The sequence below is a fragment of the Micromonospora sp. NPDC051141 genome (genome assembly GCF_044455765.1).
Classification (GTDB): domain Bacteria; phylum Actinomycetota; class Actinomycetes; order Mycobacteriales; family Micromonosporaceae; genus Micromonospora.
Window position 1 is genome coordinate 478,324 of the sequence record NZ_JBITFD010000002.1, and the last position, 15,012, is coordinate 493,335.

Annotated in this window: 14 protein-coding genes; 9 read left to right on the plus strand and 5 right to left on the minus strand. The window is 76.0% G+C overall.

Annotated elements, in window-relative coordinates; all coding sequences use genetic code 11:
* The first annotated feature begins 10 nt into the window (after nucleotides 1–10).
* Genes ACIA6B_RS04525 through ACIA6B_RS04560 form a run of 8 tightly spaced genes read left to right on the plus strand, consistent with a single transcriptional unit; the run spans nucleotide 11 to nucleotide 8,636 of the window.
* A complete protein-coding gene (locus ACIA6B_RS04525) occupies nucleotides 11–1,651 on the plus strand; it encodes an HAD-IIIA family hydrolase (RefSeq protein WP_396770914.1) in 1,641 nt (546 codons plus the stop codon).
* Complete coding sequence (locus ACIA6B_RS04530) at nucleotides 1,648–2,622, plus strand: glycosyltransferase (RefSeq protein WP_396770916.1); 975 nt, start codon at nucleotides 1,648–1,650, stop codon at nucleotides 2,620–2,622. Before ACIA6B_RS04525 ends, ACIA6B_RS04530 begins: the two co-directional genes overlap by 4 nt.
* Nucleotides 2,607–3,824, plus strand: coding sequence for a glycosyltransferase (locus ACIA6B_RS04535; protein WP_396770918.1), 1,218 nt, complete (start codon nucleotides 2,607–2,609; stop codon nucleotides 3,822–3,824). The genes ACIA6B_RS04530 and ACIA6B_RS04535 overlap by 16 nt, the downstream gene beginning before the upstream one ends.
* A complete protein-coding gene (locus ACIA6B_RS04540; RefSeq protein ID WP_396770920.1) occupies nucleotides 3,824–4,498 on the plus strand; it encodes an SIS domain-containing protein in 675 nt (224 codons plus the stop codon). Before ACIA6B_RS04535 ends, ACIA6B_RS04540 begins: the two co-directional genes overlap by 1 nt.
* Before the next feature lie 11 nt (nucleotides 4,499–4,509).
* Nucleotides 4,510–5,997 (plus strand): PfkB family carbohydrate kinase, encoded by a 1,488-nt coding sequence (locus ACIA6B_RS04545; protein ID WP_396770922.1) that lies wholly within the window; start codon nucleotides 4,510–4,512, stop codon nucleotides 5,995–5,997.
* Nucleotides 5,997–6,704, plus strand: a complete 708-nt coding sequence (locus tag ACIA6B_RS04550; RefSeq protein ID WP_396770924.1) for an SDR family oxidoreductase — start codon at nucleotides 5,997–5,999, stop codon at nucleotides 6,702–6,704. Before ACIA6B_RS04545 ends, ACIA6B_RS04550 begins: the two co-directional genes overlap by 1 nt.
* On the plus strand, nucleotides 6,701–7,660 hold the full coding sequence (locus tag ACIA6B_RS04555; RefSeq protein WP_396770926.1) for a glycosyltransferase family 9 protein: 960 nt from the start codon (nucleotides 6,701–6,703) through the stop codon (nucleotides 7,658–7,660). Before ACIA6B_RS04550 ends, ACIA6B_RS04555 begins: the two co-directional genes overlap by 4 nt.
* Nucleotides 7,644–8,636, plus strand: a complete 993-nt coding sequence (locus tag ACIA6B_RS04560; protein ID WP_396770928.1) for a DNA topoisomerase IB — start codon at nucleotides 7,644–7,646, stop codon at nucleotides 8,634–8,636. Before ACIA6B_RS04555 ends, ACIA6B_RS04560 begins: the two co-directional genes overlap by 17 nt.
* Before the next feature lie 175 nt (nucleotides 8,637–8,811).
* Here the strand turns inward: ACIA6B_RS04560 and ACIA6B_RS04565 are convergent, their stop codons facing one another.
* The 5 genes from ACIA6B_RS04565 to ACIA6B_RS04585 form a co-directional block, all read right to left on the minus strand.
* Complete coding sequence (locus ACIA6B_RS04565) at nucleotides 8,812–9,855, minus strand: helix-turn-helix domain-containing protein (protein WP_396770930.1); 1,044 nt, start codon at nucleotides 9,853–9,855, stop codon at nucleotides 8,812–8,814.
* A gap of 124 nt (nucleotides 9,856–9,979) precedes the next feature.
* Complete coding sequence (locus tag ACIA6B_RS04570; protein WP_357300455.1) at nucleotides 9,980–10,483, minus strand: hypothetical protein; 504 nt, start codon at nucleotides 10,481–10,483, stop codon at nucleotides 9,980–9,982.
* Between the two features lie 63 nt (nucleotides 10,484–10,546).
* A complete protein-coding gene (locus ACIA6B_RS04575) occupies nucleotides 10,547–12,178 on the minus strand; it encodes a RecQ family ATP-dependent DNA helicase (protein ID WP_396770932.1) in 1,632 nt (543 codons plus the stop codon).
* A gap of 50 nt (nucleotides 12,179–12,228) precedes the next feature.
* Entirely contained in the window at nucleotides 12,229–13,179 is a 951-nt protein-coding gene (locus ACIA6B_RS04580) for a TIGR03557 family F420-dependent LLM class oxidoreductase (protein WP_396770934.1), read from the minus strand.
* 67 nt (nucleotides 13,180–13,246) lie between these two features.
* Nucleotides 13,247–13,369 carry a hypothetical protein gene (locus ACIA6B_RS04585; protein ID WP_255563043.1) on the minus strand — a complete coding sequence of 41 codons (123 nt, stop codon included), beginning with the start codon at nucleotides 13,367–13,369 and terminating at the stop codon, nucleotides 13,247–13,249.
* Nucleotides 13,370–13,507: 138 nt separating this feature from the next.
* Between ACIA6B_RS04585 and ACIA6B_RS04590 the strand changes: the two genes are divergently transcribed.
* Nucleotides 13,508–15,007, plus strand: a complete 1,500-nt coding sequence (locus ACIA6B_RS04590) for a glycoside hydrolase family 3 protein (protein ID WP_396770937.1) — start codon at nucleotides 13,508–13,510, stop codon at nucleotides 15,005–15,007.
* The last annotated feature ends 5 nt before the right edge of the window (nucleotides 15,008–15,012 follow it).

Sequence of the window (15,012 nt, forward strand, 5' to 3'; positions counted from 1 at the left end):
CCCGCCGCCCGTGCGACGGGACCACGAGCGGGATCAGTGCAGGTCAGCCCGGGTTTACCCGGGTGCTGACCGGCTCCCGTCCGGCCTGTACGAGGCGGTGCTGCTGGACCGCGACGGCACGCTCGTGGAGGACGTGCCGTACAACGGCGACCCGGAGAAGGTCCGGCCGGTGCCGGGCGCCCGGGAGGCGCTGGACCGGCTGCGCGCGGCCGGCTTGCGCCTGGCCGTGGTCACCAACCAGTCCGGCCTGGCCCGGGGCTGCTTCACGGCACACGACCTGCACCGGGTCAACGCCCGGGTCGAGGAGCTGCTCGGCCCGTTCGACAGCTGGCAGATCTGCCCGCACGCGGAGCCGGACCGGTGCGGCTGCCGCAAGCCGGCGCCGGGACTGGTGCACGCCGCCGCGCGTGCGCTCGGCACCACGGCGAGCCGGTGCGTGCTGATCGGGGACATCGGCGCCGACATGGCCGCCGCCGCGGCGGCCGGCGCCGCCGGCGTCCTGGTGCCGACGCCCGCCACCCGGGCCGCCGAGGTGGCCGCCGCGCCGACCGTCGCCGCCGACCTGCCGGACGCGGTGGACACCGTGCTGACCCGGATGCGGCTGGTGGCCGCGCCGACGCCCGAGCGTCGGCGTCGCGCCGGCACCGTGCTGGTGGTCCGCAGCGACGCGGCCGGGGACGTGCTGGTCACCGGTCCTGGCATCCGGGCGGTCGCGGCCGGCGCCCGCCGGGTGGTGCTGCTCTGCGGTCCCCGCGGCCGGGCCGCCGCCGAACTCCTGCCCGGCGTCGACGAGATCGTCGAATGGCCGTTGCCCTGGATCGACGCCCCCGCCCCACCGGTCGACCCCACCGCCATCCGCGCGCTCACCGACCGGCTCGCCGCCGTGCACGCCGACGAGGCGGTCGTCTTCACCAGCTTCCACCAGTCCCCGCTGCCCCTGGCCCTGCTGCTGCGCCTGGCCGGCGTGCCCCGGATCAGCGCCGTCAGCGACGACTACCCCGGCGCCCTGCTCGACGTGCGCCACCGCGTCCCGGTGGGCGTACCCGAACCCGAACGCGCGCTCTCCCTCGCCGCCGCCGCCGGCTACCCGCTGCCCGCGCACGACGAACCCGCGCTGCGCCTGCGCACGGACCGGCTGCCGCCGGTCCCGGTGGCGGCCGGAGCGCCCGGCTACGTGGTGCTGCACCCGGGTTCCTCGGTGGAGACCCGGGCCTGCCCGGTCGAGCTGGCCACCCGGGTGGCCCGGGTGCTCGGCGCCGCCGGCCACCGGGTGGTGGTCACCGGCGGGCCGGACGAGCGGAAGCTGACCGCGCGGGTGGCCGCCGCCGGCGGCGTCGACCTGGGTGGCCGGACCGGGTTGGCCGAGCTGGCCGCCGTGATCGCCCGGGCCGGCGCGCTGGTGGTGGGCAACACCGGTCCGGCGCACCTGGCCGCCGCGCTGGGCGTGCCGGTGGTCAGCCTGTTCGCCCCCACCGTCCCGTTCGGCCAGTGGGGACCGTACCGGGTGCCGACCGTCCGCCTCGGCGACGCGGGCGCGGCCTGCCGGGACACCCGCGCCACCACCTGCCCGGTCCCCGGCCACCCCTGTCTCTCCGCGGTCGAGCCGGGCCGGGTGCTGGAGGCGCTGCGGCTGCTCGGGGTGGCCGGATGAACATCCTGCTGTGGCACGTGCACGGGTCCTGGACCACCTCGTTCGTGCACGGCAAGCACCGCTACCTCATCCCGGTCAACCCGGCCCGCGACGCCTACGGGCTCGGCCGGGCGCGCACCTACCCCTGGCCCGACAACGCGGTCGAGGTCACCCCGGAGCAGCTCCGCACCACCGACGTCGACGTGGTCGTCCTGCAACGCCCCGAGGAACTCGACCTGGCGACCGAGTGGCTCGGCCGCCGCCCCGGCCGCGACCTGCCGGCCGTCTACGTCGAACACAACACCCCCAAGGGCGACGTGCCGAACACCCGCCACCCGATGGCCGACCGCGAGGACCTGCTGCTCACCCACGTCACCGGATTCAACGAGCTGTTCTGGGACAACGGCGCCACCCGTACCGCCGTGGTGGAACACGGCGTCGTCGCACCCGCCGTCGAATGGACCGGCGAACTCGACCGCCTCGCCGTGGTGATCAACGAACCGGTACGCCGCTGGCGGGTCACCGGCACCGACCTGCTCGCCCGGTTCGCCGCGGTCGCCCCGCTGGACGTCTACGGCATGAAGGTGGCCGGGCTCGCCGCCCACCTCGGGCTGCCCGAGGACCGCCTGACCAGCCACGACGACGTGCCGCAGCACGCCATGCACGCGGAGCTGGCCAAGCGTCGCGCCTACCTGCACCTGTGCCGCTGGACCTCGCTCGGCCTCAGCCTGATCGAGGCCATGACCATCGGCATGCCGGTGGTCGCGCTGGCCACCACCGAGGCCGTCGAGGCGGTACCGCCGGCCGCCGGAGCGCTCTCCACCCGGGTCGACGTGCTGCTCGACGCCGCCCGGGGCCTGCTGGACGACCCGGCGGTCGCCCGCCGGGCGGGCGAGGCGGCCCGGGCCGCCGCCCGCGACCGCTACGGCCTGGAGCGTTTCCTCGCCGACTGGGACCGGCTGCTGGAGGAGGAAGTATGCGCATCGCGATGATCTCCGAACACGCCAGCCCGCTCGCCGTCCTCGGCGGGGAGGACGCCGGCGGCCAGAACACGCACGTCGCCGAACTCTCCGCCGCGCTGGCGGCAGCCGGACACGACGTCCGCGTGCACACCCGCCGCGACGCGGTGGACCTGCCGGTGACCGTGGCCGCCCCGGACGGGTACGAGGTGGTGCACGTGCCCGCCGGCCCGGCCGAGCCGGTGGCCAAGGACGACCTGTTGCCGTACATGCCGGCGTTCTCCGACTGGCTGACGGACCGGTGGCGCTCCGGCGACTGGCAACCCGAGGTGGTGCACGCGCACTTCTGGATGAGCGGGCTGGCCGGGCTCGCGGCGGCCCGGCGCACCGGCGTGCCGATCGTGCAGACGTTCCACGCGCTCGGCACCGTCAAACGCCGCCACCAGGGCGCGCAGGACACCAGCCCGCCGGGCCGCGTCGACCACGAACGGGAGTTGGGCCGCGCGGTGGACCGGGTGGTCGCCCAGTGCCAGGACGAGGTCGCCGAACTGGTCCGACTCGGGGTGCCGCGGTCCCGGATGACCGTCGTGCCGTCGGGGGTGAACCTGTCCACCTTCGACCCGCTGGGCCCGGTCGCCGACGCCGACGGTGGCCGGGCCCGCATCCTCACCGTCGGACGGCTGGTCGAGCGCAAGGGCTTCCAGGACGTCATCCGCGCCACCGCGCTGGTGCCGGACGCCGAGTGCGTGGTGGTCGGTGGGCCGCCCGCCGGGCTGCTGGAGACCGACCCGTACGCGATGCGGTTGCGGGCGCTGGCCCGGTCGCTCGGCATCGCCGACCGGGTACGCCTGGTCGGCGCCGTGCCGCGCGAGGAGATGGGCCGCTGGTACCGGTCCGCCGACGTGCTGGTGGCCGCCCCCTGGTACGAGCCGTTCGGGCTCACCCCGCTGGAGGCGATGGCCTGCGGCGTACCGGTGATCGGCACCGCGGTCGGCGGGCTGATCGACACGGTGGTGCCCGGCCGCACCGGCGACCTGGTGCCGGCCCGCGACCCGGCCGCGCTCGGCGCGGCGATCCGGGGCCTGCTGGGGGACCGGATCCGCCGCTTCGCCTACGCCACGGCGGCGTTGGAGCGGGCCCGGACCCGCTACTCGTGGGCCACCGCGGCCGAGCGCCTCGGCGCGCTGTACGGCGAGGTGGCCGGCGTGCGTCGACCCACCCGGGTGGTCGCCTGATGACGGCCGTCCCGACGGCCGGCGGGACGGTGCTGGCGGACCACCTGACCCGGCTGGCCGGCGCGTTGCCGGCGCTGCGCGAGGCGGAACACCTGCTCGCCCGCTGGGGCGGGGAGCTGGCGCACCGCCTCGCCGCCGGCGGCCGGTTGCTGGTGGCCGGCAACGGCGGCAGCGCCGCCGAGGCCCAGCACCTCACCGCCGAACTCGTCGGCAAGCTCCGCCACGACCGCCGACCCCTGTCCGCCATCGCCCTGCACGCCGAGACCAGCGCGCTCACCGCCATCGCCAACGACTACGGCTACGACGAAGCCTTCGCCCGCCAGGTCCGCGCCCACGGCCGACCCGACGACCACCTCCTCCTGCTCTCCACCAGCGGCACCAGCACCAACCTCCTGACCGCCGCGCACGCCGCCCGCGACACCGGCCTGCGCTGCTGGGCCTTCACCGGACCCGCCCCCAACCCCCTCGCCGACCTCTGCCACGAGCGGCTGGCGGTCGACTCACCGGACGCCCAGGTGGTGCAGGAGCTGCACCTGGTGGCCGTGCACGTGCTCTGCGAGTACGTCGACCGGGCGTTGCCGGCGGCGCTGGCCGCCCGGACCCCGGCCGGTCCGGTGCGTACCGGCGTCGAGGTGGTGCTCGGCGACCCGGCTCCGGAGGTGCGGACCCGATGAGGAGGTCGAGCATGGCGGGACCCGTGGTGGTGCTCGGTGACACGCTGCTGGACCGGGACGTCGAGGGGGCGGTGAACCGGCTCTGCCCGGACTCCCCGGTGCCGGTGCTCGACGAGACCGCGTCCGTCGACCGCCCCGGCGGGGCCGGCCTGGCCGCCGTGTTCGCGGCCGCGATGGGCGCCGAGGTCGCGCTGGTCACCGCCGTCGCCGACGACGCCGGCGGGGCCCGGCTCGGCACCCTGCTCGCCGCCGCCGGGGTGCAGCTCTACGCGCTTCCGCTGGCCGGGGCCACGCCGGAGAAGGTCCGGCTGCGGGCCCGCGGGCGGGTGCTGCTGCGCCACGACCGGGGCGGGCCGACCGGGGTGCCGGGGGAGCCGGGCGAGGCCGTGCGGCGGCTGCTCGCCGGCGCGTCCGCGGTGCTGGTCAGCGACTACGGCCGGGGCGTCGCCGGGCAGCCCGCGTTGCGGGCCGCGCTGGCCGCCACCCGGGCGCCGGTGGTGTGGGACCCGCATCCGCGCGGCCCGGCGGCCGTGCCCGGGGTGCACCTGGCCACCCCGAACGAGCCGGAGGCCCGGGACCTGGCCAAGACGCCGCCGGGCGGGTCCCGGCTGGCGAACGCGTCCCGGAGCGCGCAGGCGTTGCGCCGGCGCTGGCAGGCCGGCGCGGTCGCGGTCACGTTGGGCGGGGACGGCGCGTTGCTCTGCCACGCCGGCTCCACCCCGCTGGTGGTCCCGGCGCCTCCCGCCGAGGGGGACACCTGCGGCGCGGGGGACCGGTTCGCCGCCGCGGCCACGCTGGCGCTGGCCCGGGGCGCGCTGGTGTCCGAGGCGGTTCAGGAGGCGGTCGCCGAGGCGTCCGCGTACGTGGCCGGCGGGGGCGTGACCACGGCGTTGCCGGCGCCGGTCCGGGCGGTCGCCCCGACGGTGGTCACCGCCGGCGGGGACCGGATCGGCGCGGTCGCCGCCGGCGAGGTGCTGGCCCGGGTACGCGCCGCCGGCGGCACCGTGGTGGCCACCGGCGGCTGCTTCGACCTGCTGCACGCCGGGCACGTGGCGACGCTCCAGGCGGCCCGGCAGCTCGGCGACTGCCTGGTGGTCTGCCTCAACTCCGACGCGAGCGTGGCCGGGCTCAAGGGGCCGGAGCGTCCGGTGGTGCCGCAGGGCGACCGGAGCCGGCTGCTCGCGGCGCTCGGCTGCGTCGACGCGGTGCTGATCTTCGACGAGCCGACCCCGCACGCGGCGCTGTCCTGGGTGCGTCCGGACATCTGGGTCAAGGGCGGTGACTACGCCAGCGGCGGCGGCGCGGAGACGCTGCCGGAGTCGGCGATCCTGGCCCGCTGGGGCGGCCACACGGTGGTGGTGCCGTACCTGGCCGGGCGGTCCACCACCGACATGATCGCGGCGGCCCGCGCCGGCCGCGGCAGCGCCGGCTGGCCGGCCGGCCCGGTCGCGGAGACCGGTCCGGAGCCGGTCGTCCGGTCCACGGCGAAGGGAGCATGATGAACGCGCCACGCAACGGGCCCGGCGCCGGGCCGACCGTGCTGGTCACCGGTGGGTCCAGCGGCCTCGGCGCGGCGGTGGTCGCGGCCGTGGCCGGCGCCGGCGGCCGGCCGCTCGTGCTGGACCGGCAGCGCCCCGCCGACGGGGTGCCGTGGGCCGAGTGCGACCTGGCCGACACCCGGGCCGCCGAGGTCGCCACCCGGGACCTCGCGGAGCGTGCCGGCGGCCTGGACGCGGTGGTCACCGCCGCCGGCCTGGACGTGCCCGGGAAGCTGGCCGACGTGCCGGCGGAGACCTGGGAGCGGATCGTCACGGTGGACCTGCTCGCCACCGCGGCGGTGATCCGGGCCGCGCTGCCCTTCCTGGCGGAGTCCCGGGGCACCATCGTCACGGTCGCCTCCACGCTCGGCGTCAAGGCGGTCGGCGACGCGACCGCCTACTGCGCGGCGAAGTTCGGGGTGGTCGGGTTCACCCGGGCGCTCGCCGCCGAGTTGGCCGGCGCGGTCGGGGTGACGCTGCTGATCCCCGGCGGCATGCGCACCGCGTTCTTCGACGAGCGCGACGAGCAGTACCGGCCCGGGCCGGACGCGGTGCTCAACGAGCCGGCCGACACCGCCGCCGCGGTGCTGTTCGCGCTCTCCCAGCCCGCCGGCTGCGCGGTCCGCGAGCTGGTGGTCTGCGCCGAGCGGGAGTCGTCGTACCCGTGATCCTGGTGCTGCGCGCGCTCGGGGTCGGTGACCTGGCCACCGCGGTCCCGGCGCTGCGTGGCCTACGCGCCGGGCTGCCCGGCCGGGAGGTGGTGCTGGCGGCCCCGGCCTGGCTGGCGCCGCTGGCGGCGCTGACCGGGGCGGTCGACCGGGTGCTGCCCACCACGGGACCGGACCGGATCCGCTGGACCGGGCCGCCGCCGGAGGTGGCGGTGAACCTGCACGGCCGGGGACCGGAGTCGCACCGGGCGCTGGCCGCCGTCCGGCCGGGCCGGCTGGTCGCCTTCCGGAACCCGTCGGCCGGCCACCTCGACGGTCCGGCCTGGGACGCCGACGAGCACGAGGTGCGTCGCTGGTGCCGGCTGCTGCACGCGTACGGCCTGCCGGCGGACGCCGGGGACCTGGCGCTGCGGCGGCCGGCCGCGGTCGGCGTACCGGCCGGGGTGACGGTGCTGCACCCGGGCAGCAAGGTGCCGGCGAAGCGCTGGCCGGCGGACCGCTTCGCGGGGCTGGCGCGGGCGCTCACCGCGTGCGGCCACAGGGTGGTGTTGACCGGTTCGGCCGACGAGCGGGCGCTGGCCGCCCGGGTGGCCCGGGACGCCGGTCTGCCGCCGACGGCGGTGCTGGCCGGGCGGACCGGCCTGACCGAGCTGGCCGCGCTGGTGGCCGACGCCCGCGTGGTGGTGAGCGGTGACACCGGCGTGGCGCACCTCGCCACCGGCTACCGGACCGCCTCGGTGGTGCTGTTCGGTCCGGTGCCGGCGACCCGCTGGGGGCCGCCGCCGCACCGGCGCCGGCACCGGGTGCTCGGTCGCGTCGAGGCCGCCGCATCCGACCCGGATTCGACCGGTTCCGCCGGGGTAGGAACGCATCCGACATTGGATGCCATCGGGATCGACGAGGTGGTGGCGGCGGTGGCCGAGGTGGAACGGGTCTCCGGTGCGGTTGCGGCGTAGCGACCCGGGCCGGCCGGGGTACGCCCGGCGGCGGCGCGGCAAGGGCTGGCTCTTCCTGGACGCGACCGGCGAACCGGTGCGCGACGCCGACGAGCTGGCCCGCCTGCGCGAGCTGGTGGTCCCGCCCGCCTGGCGGGACGTGTGGCTCTCGCCGCACCCGAACGGGCACATCCAGGCCACCGGCATCGACGCGGCCGGCCGCAAGCAGTACCTCTACCACCCGCAGTGGCGGCGCAAGCGGGACGAGGCGAAGTTCGACCACGTGCTGGAGGTGGCCCACCGGCTGCCGGCGCTGCGGGACCGGGTCGCGCACGACCTGGCGCTGCGTGGGCTGCGGCGGGAGCGGGTGCTGGCCACCGTGGCCCGGCTGCTCGACATGGGCGCGTTCCGGGTGGGCAGCGACCAGTACGCGACCGGCGACGACCCCACGTTCGGCGTGGCGACGCTGCGACCGGAGCACGCCCGCTCCCGCGGCGGGTGCGTGGTGTTCGAGTTCCCGGCCAAGGGCGGCATCGACCAGGTCCGCCGCGTCGAGGATGCGGAGCTGTGCCAGGTGCTGCTCAACCTGCGCCGGCGGCGGCGCGCCCAGGAGCGGCTGTTCGGCTACTGGGACGGTCGCGCGTGGCGCGACGTGCGCAGCGACGAGGTGAACGACTACCTGCGCGACGCCAGCGGTGGGGAGATGACCGCGAAGGACTTCCGCACCTGGCACGCCACCGTGCTGGCCGCCGCCGAGCTGGCCTCGGTGGGCCCGCAGCGGTCCGTCACCGCGCGCCGCCGGGCGGTGGCGGCGGTGATGCGCTCGGTCGCCGAGCTGCTCGGCAACACCCCGACGGTGGCCCGCACGTCGTACGTGGACCCGCGCGTGGTCGACCTGTACCACGACGGGGTGCTGGCGCCGGTGCAGCCGGAGATGCCGCGCGAGGCGGTGGAGAAGTCGGTGCTGGCGCTGCTGGAGGAGGAGGCGGCCGACTGACCCCCCGACCGGCCCCGTCGGTCCTGGGGGGAAAACGACGGGGCCGGAACCCGGGTGCCGTCCGATGCGACGCGAGGGGTCACCGGGCGGCCGCCCGCGGCTGGACCGCCGCGGGCGCCACGCCACGGCCCCCCGTTACCAGCGGGTCGTCACCGTTGCCGGTGCCGGCCCGGGTTCATTGTGTCCGGGTCGAGTTGACTCCGGATGCCGTGCTGTTGACGATCCGTGCCTGTTCGAGGTGACGCGCCCGGAACGCCTGCGGTGTCTCCGCCTGGGTGGCCCGGAAGGCGCGGCTGAAGTGGGCCTTGTCCCGGAACCCCCAGCGGCCGGCGATGACCTGGATCGACCGGTCGGCCAGCGCCGGGTCGGCGAGGTCGCGCCGGCACCGGGCCAGCCGCTCGTCCCGGATGTACGCCGCGACGGTGGTCTCCTCGTCCTCGAAGAGCCGGTGCAGCGACCGCACCGACAGGTGGTGGGCGTCGGCGATCGTGCCGGGGCCCAGCGTCACGTCGCCGAGGTGCTGCCGGACGTACGCGTGCACCTGGGCGAGCAGCGCGCGGCGCCGGACCTCGGTCGGCACCGCCTCCTCGGAGACCAGGTGGCGACCGAGCAGCGTGGCGGTCAGGTCGAGCGCGACGCCGCCCAGCCGGTCCGCGTCGACCGCGTGGTACTGCTCCGGATGGCTGGTGATCCGGATGAGGTAGTCGGCCAGCAGGGCGCCGATCCCCTCGGCGCCGGACATCCGGCTGGCGAACAGCGGGGTGAGCCGGCGGTGCGGCAGCGGCAGCGCGTCGTACGGGATGAGCGCCACGATCGACGCGGCGGACCGGTCGTCGGCGTCGTCGACGTGGTGGGTGAGTTCCTGGGGCCGGGCGCAGTCGTAGAAGGTGAGGTCGCCGGGCGGGCAGATGCCCCGCTGCCCGTCCTGGTCGGCGATGCCGGTGCCGTTGAGCGTCAGCGCCAGCAGGTAGCAGTCGGCGTCGGAGCGGCTGATCAGCTTGCGGGTCCGGATCCCGTGCAGCGGCGGGTAGCGGTGCCGGATGAGCTGGATCGGCCCCAGTTCGAGGAACTCGGCCCGCGCCTCGAAGTTGTCGGCGTGCTCGGTGCGGATCCGCATCAGCGTGGGCGTCTGGGCCAGCATCTCCAGCCAGAGCCCGAAGCGGTCGGCGGCGGGTATCTGCGCCGTGTCGAAGATCTGCGGTTGTATCGGCGTGTCCATGAACGACCCCCGTGGTCTGTCGACATCCCTCCACAAACACGACGCCCCACGGGGCCGAAACGCGGCACCCGTGGGGCGTGACGTCCGTCATTGACGAACGTGGAAGCCTCTGTTAACTCTACGTTCAGTCGTTGAGCACGTGGGAGAGTCGGTCCCGGAACCGGCGCTCGGAGTCGCTCACCACGTCCCCGCCGATGCCCAGGATGCCGCCGGTGGAGGCGGCGCCCACCACCTGCTCGGCGATCTCCACCAGCCAGTGCCGGTACGCGCCGGCCTGCCCCTCGTCCACCTTGCCGGTGAGCAGGGCGGAAGCCTGGCCGGCCCGGGTGAGCACGTCCTCGATCATCGCGGTCGGGTCGTCCGGCGTGATGACCGGCAGCTCCGCGCCGGTCTCCGGGTCGCCGACCCGGGAGACGATCTCGCCGGCCACGGCGGCCACCAGCGGGCTGGCCGACTCCCGGCCGGCGGCGATGGTCTCCAGCCCGGCGGCGTTCTCGGCCATGGTGCGCCGGGTGCCGTCGGACTCGGCGGCCGCCGCCGCGGTGAGCACCGACTGCGGCAACCCCACCAGCAGCCCCCACTCCTCGTCCGAGACGCCGAACCGGGTGTACGCCGGCTGCTCGATCACGATCAGGTTCCTTTCGCCGCGGTCGTCGTTGTCGACGGGCACCCTCGCGGTGCCCGGATCAGGCTAGTCCAGCTCCAGCAGGCCCTGTTCGGACACCACGCGCACGGACAGCGTCTTGTAGCCCACCTCGTCGAAGAGCACCGTCATCCGGCCCTCCTCGTAGCTGAGCACCAGGCCCGACCCCCACTCGGCGTGCCGGACCTGGCTGTGCACCGGGAACGGCCCGACCGCGCCGTCGTTGGCCACGCTGGTGCCGGCGTGGCAGTTGTCGCAGTGGCCGCAGACCTCGCTCATCTGCTCACCGAAGTACGCCAGCAGCGCCTGCCCGCGGCAGCCGGTGGTCTCGGCGAACGCGCGCATCATGTCCGTCCGCGACCGGGTCACGGTCTGCTGCCGTTCGGCCTCGGCACGCGCGGCCCGGCCGGCCTCGGCGGCGTCCGGCGCGTACCGGGGCGCCCCGACGCGTTGCCGGGCGCGCGGCTCGGCGGCGCCGATCTGCTCCAGCAGGGAGAGGTACTGGCCGAGCTTGCGCGGGCCCAGCCCGGTCAGCTCACGCAGCTCCTTGCGGGTACGGGCCTTGCTCCGCAGCACCGCGGCCAGGTCGGACAGTTCCTTCTCGTCGGGCAGCCCGCCGCTGAAGTAGCGCTGGAGGCCGACGTCCTCGGAGCGCCACAGCAGCAGCACCCGGGACGGGGAGCCGTCCCGGCCGGCGCGGCCGATCTCCTGGAAGTAGCTGTCCGGCGAGTCGGGCAGCGCCATGTGCACCACCCAGGCGATGTTCGGCTTGTCGATGCCCATGCCGAACGCCGAGGTGGCCACCATGATGGGCACCCGGTCGGCGAGGAACGCCTCGTGCAGCTCGTGCCGGGCCGCGGTGGGCATGCCGCCGTGGTAGAACTCGGACGGGAAGCCCGCCTTGGTCAGTCGCTCGGCCAGCTCCTCGGCCGCGCGCCGGGTCGGCACGTAGATGATGCCGGGCCGCTCGTCGTCGCGCAGCAGCGCGACCAGCCGCCGCCACCGGTAATCCTCGGTCGGGCAGTGGGCCACCTCCAGGAACAGGTTCGGCCGGTCCAGCCCGGAGACCACCACCTCGGGCTCGCGCAGCCGCAGCCGGGCGATGATGTCGTCGCGCACCGGGGGCGAGGCGGTGGCGGTCAGCGCCACCACCGGCGGGCGGCCGAGCCCGTCGATCAGGTGGCCGAGCGCGAGGTAGTCCGGCCGGAAGTCGTGGCCCCAGGACGAGATGCAGTGCGCCTCGTCGATCGCCACCAGCGCCGGGGACAGCGAGCGGACCTCGGCCAGCCGGTCCGGGTTGCTCAGCGCCTCGGGCGTGATGAACAGGAACTCGGCCCGGCCGGCCCGGACGTCCTCGATCGCCTCGGCCTGCTGCGCGGCGCTCTCGTCCGAGCTGATCCGCACCGCGCGCAGCTCGGGCCGTTGCCGCTCGTTGAGCGCGGCGATCTGGTCCTGCTGGAGCGCGAGCAGCGGGGAGATGACCACGGTCGGGCCGGGGATCAGGCTGGCCGGGATCTGGTAGATCGCCGACTTGCCGGCGCCGGTGGGGAGCACCACCAGGGCGTCGTGGCGCTGCATGACGGCGCGCATGGCGGCCAGTTGGTTGGGCCGCAGCGCGGTCCAGCCGAACAGGTTCTTCGCCGCGCGGCGCAGAGTGGTGGCGTGCCTGGTCAGTTTCATCAAGCGCCTCAGCTACCCCCGGCGTCCGACCCCGAAACCGGCTGCCCCGATCACCGCAGTCGGGGCAGCACGTCGCGCTGGTAGAGGTCGAACAGGCCCGGCCAGTGCGGGCCGGTGTTGGCCACGTAGACCTCGTCGAACCCGGCCTTGGCGTATTTGTCGATCATCTCCAGGTGGGCGTCGGCGTCCGGGCCGCAGACGAACGCCTCCCGCACCTGCTCCGGGCGGACCAGCTCGGCGGCCTGCTCGAAGTGGCGCGGCGAGGGGAGCACCTGGGACAGCTCGCCGGGCACGCCCGCGTTGGGCCAGCGCTCGTACGCGATCCGGGCGCCCTCGTCGGCGGTGTCGGCGTACGCGGCCTTGAAGCCGCCCTGACACGGCTTGTCGCCGCCGCCGGCGTCGCGGAACCGGCGCACCATGTCGGCGTCGGGCATCATGCTGACGTACCCGTCGCCGATCCGGGCGGCCAGCTCGATCGCCTTCGGGCCGAAGCCGGAGACGTAGATCGACGGCGGCGTCTGCGGGCGGGTGTAGATCCGGGCGTGCTCCACGGTGTAGTGCCGGCCGTGGTGGTTGACGAAGTCGCCGCGCCACAGCTCGCGGATCACCTCGACCGCCTCCGCCAGCATCTCCAGCCGCACGTCGGTCTGCGGCCAGGCGTCGCCGAGGATGTGCTCGTTCAGCGCCTCCCCGGTGCCCACCCCGAGCACGAAGCGCCCCTCGTGCAGCACCGCGCTGGTGGCCGCCGCCTGCGCGACGACCGCCGGGTGGATGCGCGTGGTGGGGCAGGTGACGGCCGTGGTCACCGGCAGCCGGCAGACCTGGCTGAGCGCGCCGATGGTGGACCAGACGAACGGGCTCTGGCCCTGCGCGTCGACCCACGGGTGGTAGTGGTCGGAGATCCACAGTGCCTCGAAGCCGGCCTGCTCGGCGCCGCGCGCCTGGGCCAGCAGCTCGGCCGGCGTGTACTCCTCACTGGACAGGAAGTAACCGATCTTCATGCGCCTCACCCTCCGCCGTGTCGGGACACCGACACCCCTACCCCGGCGGCCCCCGTCGAACCGGGTGTCAGCGGCGGAACATGGCCCGGATCGCGATCAGCAGGAAGAGCGCGCCGACCACCAGCCCGAGCAGGCGTACGCCGGGGATGTCGGCGGCGCCGGTGGCGTCCGCGAGCGGCAGGGCGGGCATGGACGAACTCTCCCACGGGGCGGGGCGGGACGCCAGCAGCTAACAGTAAGGATTGTTGACTATTTAGCTGCGCGGTGTGACCATGTCAGCACCCGTCGATCCCCGGCGGGTTCCGTGGGGATACGGGGGTAGCACAGCGTGAGGGAACGGATCGTGGGCGCCAGCGGAGACCTGGCGGCGCTCGCCGCCGCCGTCCTGCAACCCGGGTTCGTCGGCACCACCCCGCCGCCCTGGGTCTGCCGTTGGCTCGGCGAGGGGCTCGGCGGGGTGGTCCTGTTCGCCCGCAACGTCGTCGACCACGAGCAGGTCGCGACGCTGACGGCGAACCTGCGGGCGGAGCGGCCGGACGTGATCGTGGCGATCGACGAGGAGGCCGGCGACGTCACCCGGATCGAGTCGGCCCGGGGCAGCTCGCGGCCCGGCAACTTCGCGCTCGGCGCGGTGGACGACGCGGCGCTGACCGAGGACGTCGCCCGCGACCTGGGCGCCGAGTTGGCCGCGGTCGGCATCACGCTCGACTACGCCCCGGACGCCGACGTCAACTCCAACCCGGCCAACCCGGTCATCGGGGTGCGCTCGTTCGGCGCCGACCCCGAGCTGGTCGCCCGGCACACCGCCGCCTGGGTGCGCGGCCTCCAGGCCGGCGGCGTCGCCGCCTGCGCCAAGCACTTCCCCGGGCACGGCGACACCCGGGTCGACTCCCACCTCGACCTGCCTCGCATCGGCGGCGACCGGGCCCGGCTGGACGCGGTCGAGCTGGCCCCGTTCCGCGCCGCGGTGGCGGCCGGGGTCCAGGCGGTGATGACCGGCCACCTGCTGGTGCCGGCGCTCGACGAGGAGCTGCCGGCCACGCTCAGCGCGCGCATCCTGGGCGGGCTGCTCCGCGAGGAGCTGGGCTTCAACGGCGTGGTGGTGACCGACGCGGTGGAGATGCGCGCGGTGTCCGACCGGTACGGCTTCGCCGGAGCGGCGGTGCGGGCGCTCGCCGCCGGCGCGGACGCGATCTGCGTGGGCGGGGAACGGGCCACCGAGGCCGACGCCGGTGAGCTGCGCGACGCGATCGTGGCCGCGGTGGTGCGCGGCGAGCTGCCGGAGGAGCGGCTGGCCGAGGCAGCGAAGCGGGTCGGTCAGCTCGCCGAGTGGAGCGTCGCCGCCCGCGCCCACCGCAGCGGTGGCCGGCCGGCCGCCGACGGGTCGCCGATCGGGCTGGCCGCCGCCCGCCGGGCCGTCCGGGTCACCGGCGACGCCGGGCTGTTGCCGCTGGCCGGGCCGGCGCACGTGGTGGAGTTCGCGCCGCCCCGCAACATCGCCATCGGCGAGGAGACCCCGTGGGGGATCGCCGCGCCGTTGGCCCACCTGACGCCGGGCACCACCACCGCCCGGTACGCCGCCGACGCCGTCCCGGCCGACCCGGCCACCGGCCCGGCCGACCGGCCGCTGGTGCTCGTGGTCCGCGACCTGCACCGGCACGGCTGGATGCGGGACGCGGTGACCCGGGCGCTGGCGGCCCGCCCGGACGCGGTGGTGGTCGAGCTGGGCGTGCCCGAGCTGGCCGCCGGTCGGGTGCACCTGGCCACCCACGGCGCCACCGCGGCGGCGGCCCGGGCCGCCGCCGAACTGCTGGCCGGCGTCCGCTGAACTCC

Bases quoted from the DNA above. Each gene is read 5' to 3' on its own strand.
- ACIA6B_RS04545 (WP_396770922.1), top strand. From the start codon at position 4,510: ATGGCGGGACCCGTGGTGGTGCTCGGTGACACGCTGCTGGACCGGGAC.
- ACIA6B_RS04550 (WP_396770924.1), top strand. From the start codon at position 5,997: ATGAACGCGCCACGCAACGGGCCCGGCGCCGGGCCGACCGTGCTGGTC.
- ACIA6B_RS04540 (WP_396770920.1), top strand. From the start codon at position 3,824: ATGACGGCCGTCCCGACGGCCGGCGGGACGGTGCTGGCGGACCACCTG.
- ACIA6B_RS04565 (WP_396770930.1), bottom strand. From the start codon at position 9,855: ATGGACACGCCGATACAACCGCAGATCTTCGACACGGCGCAGATACCC.
- ACIA6B_RS04535 (WP_396770918.1), top strand. From the start codon at position 2,607: ATGCGCATCGCGATGATCTCCGAACACGCCAGCCCGCTCGCCGTCCTC.
- ACIA6B_RS04530 (WP_396770916.1), top strand. From the start codon at position 1,648: ATGAACATCCTGCTGTGGCACGTGCACGGGTCCTGGACCACCTCGTTC.
- ACIA6B_RS04585 (WP_255563043.1), bottom strand. From the start codon at position 13,369: ATGCCCGCCCTGCCGCTCGCGGACGCCACCGGCGCCGCCGACATCCCC.
- ACIA6B_RS04580 (WP_396770934.1), bottom strand. From the start codon at position 13,179: ATGAAGATCGGTTACTTCCTGTCCAGTGAGGAGTACACGCCGGCCGAG.
- ACIA6B_RS04575 (WP_396770932.1), bottom strand. From the start codon at position 12,178: ATGAAACTGACCAGGCACGCCACCACTCTGCGCCGCGCGGCGAAGAAC.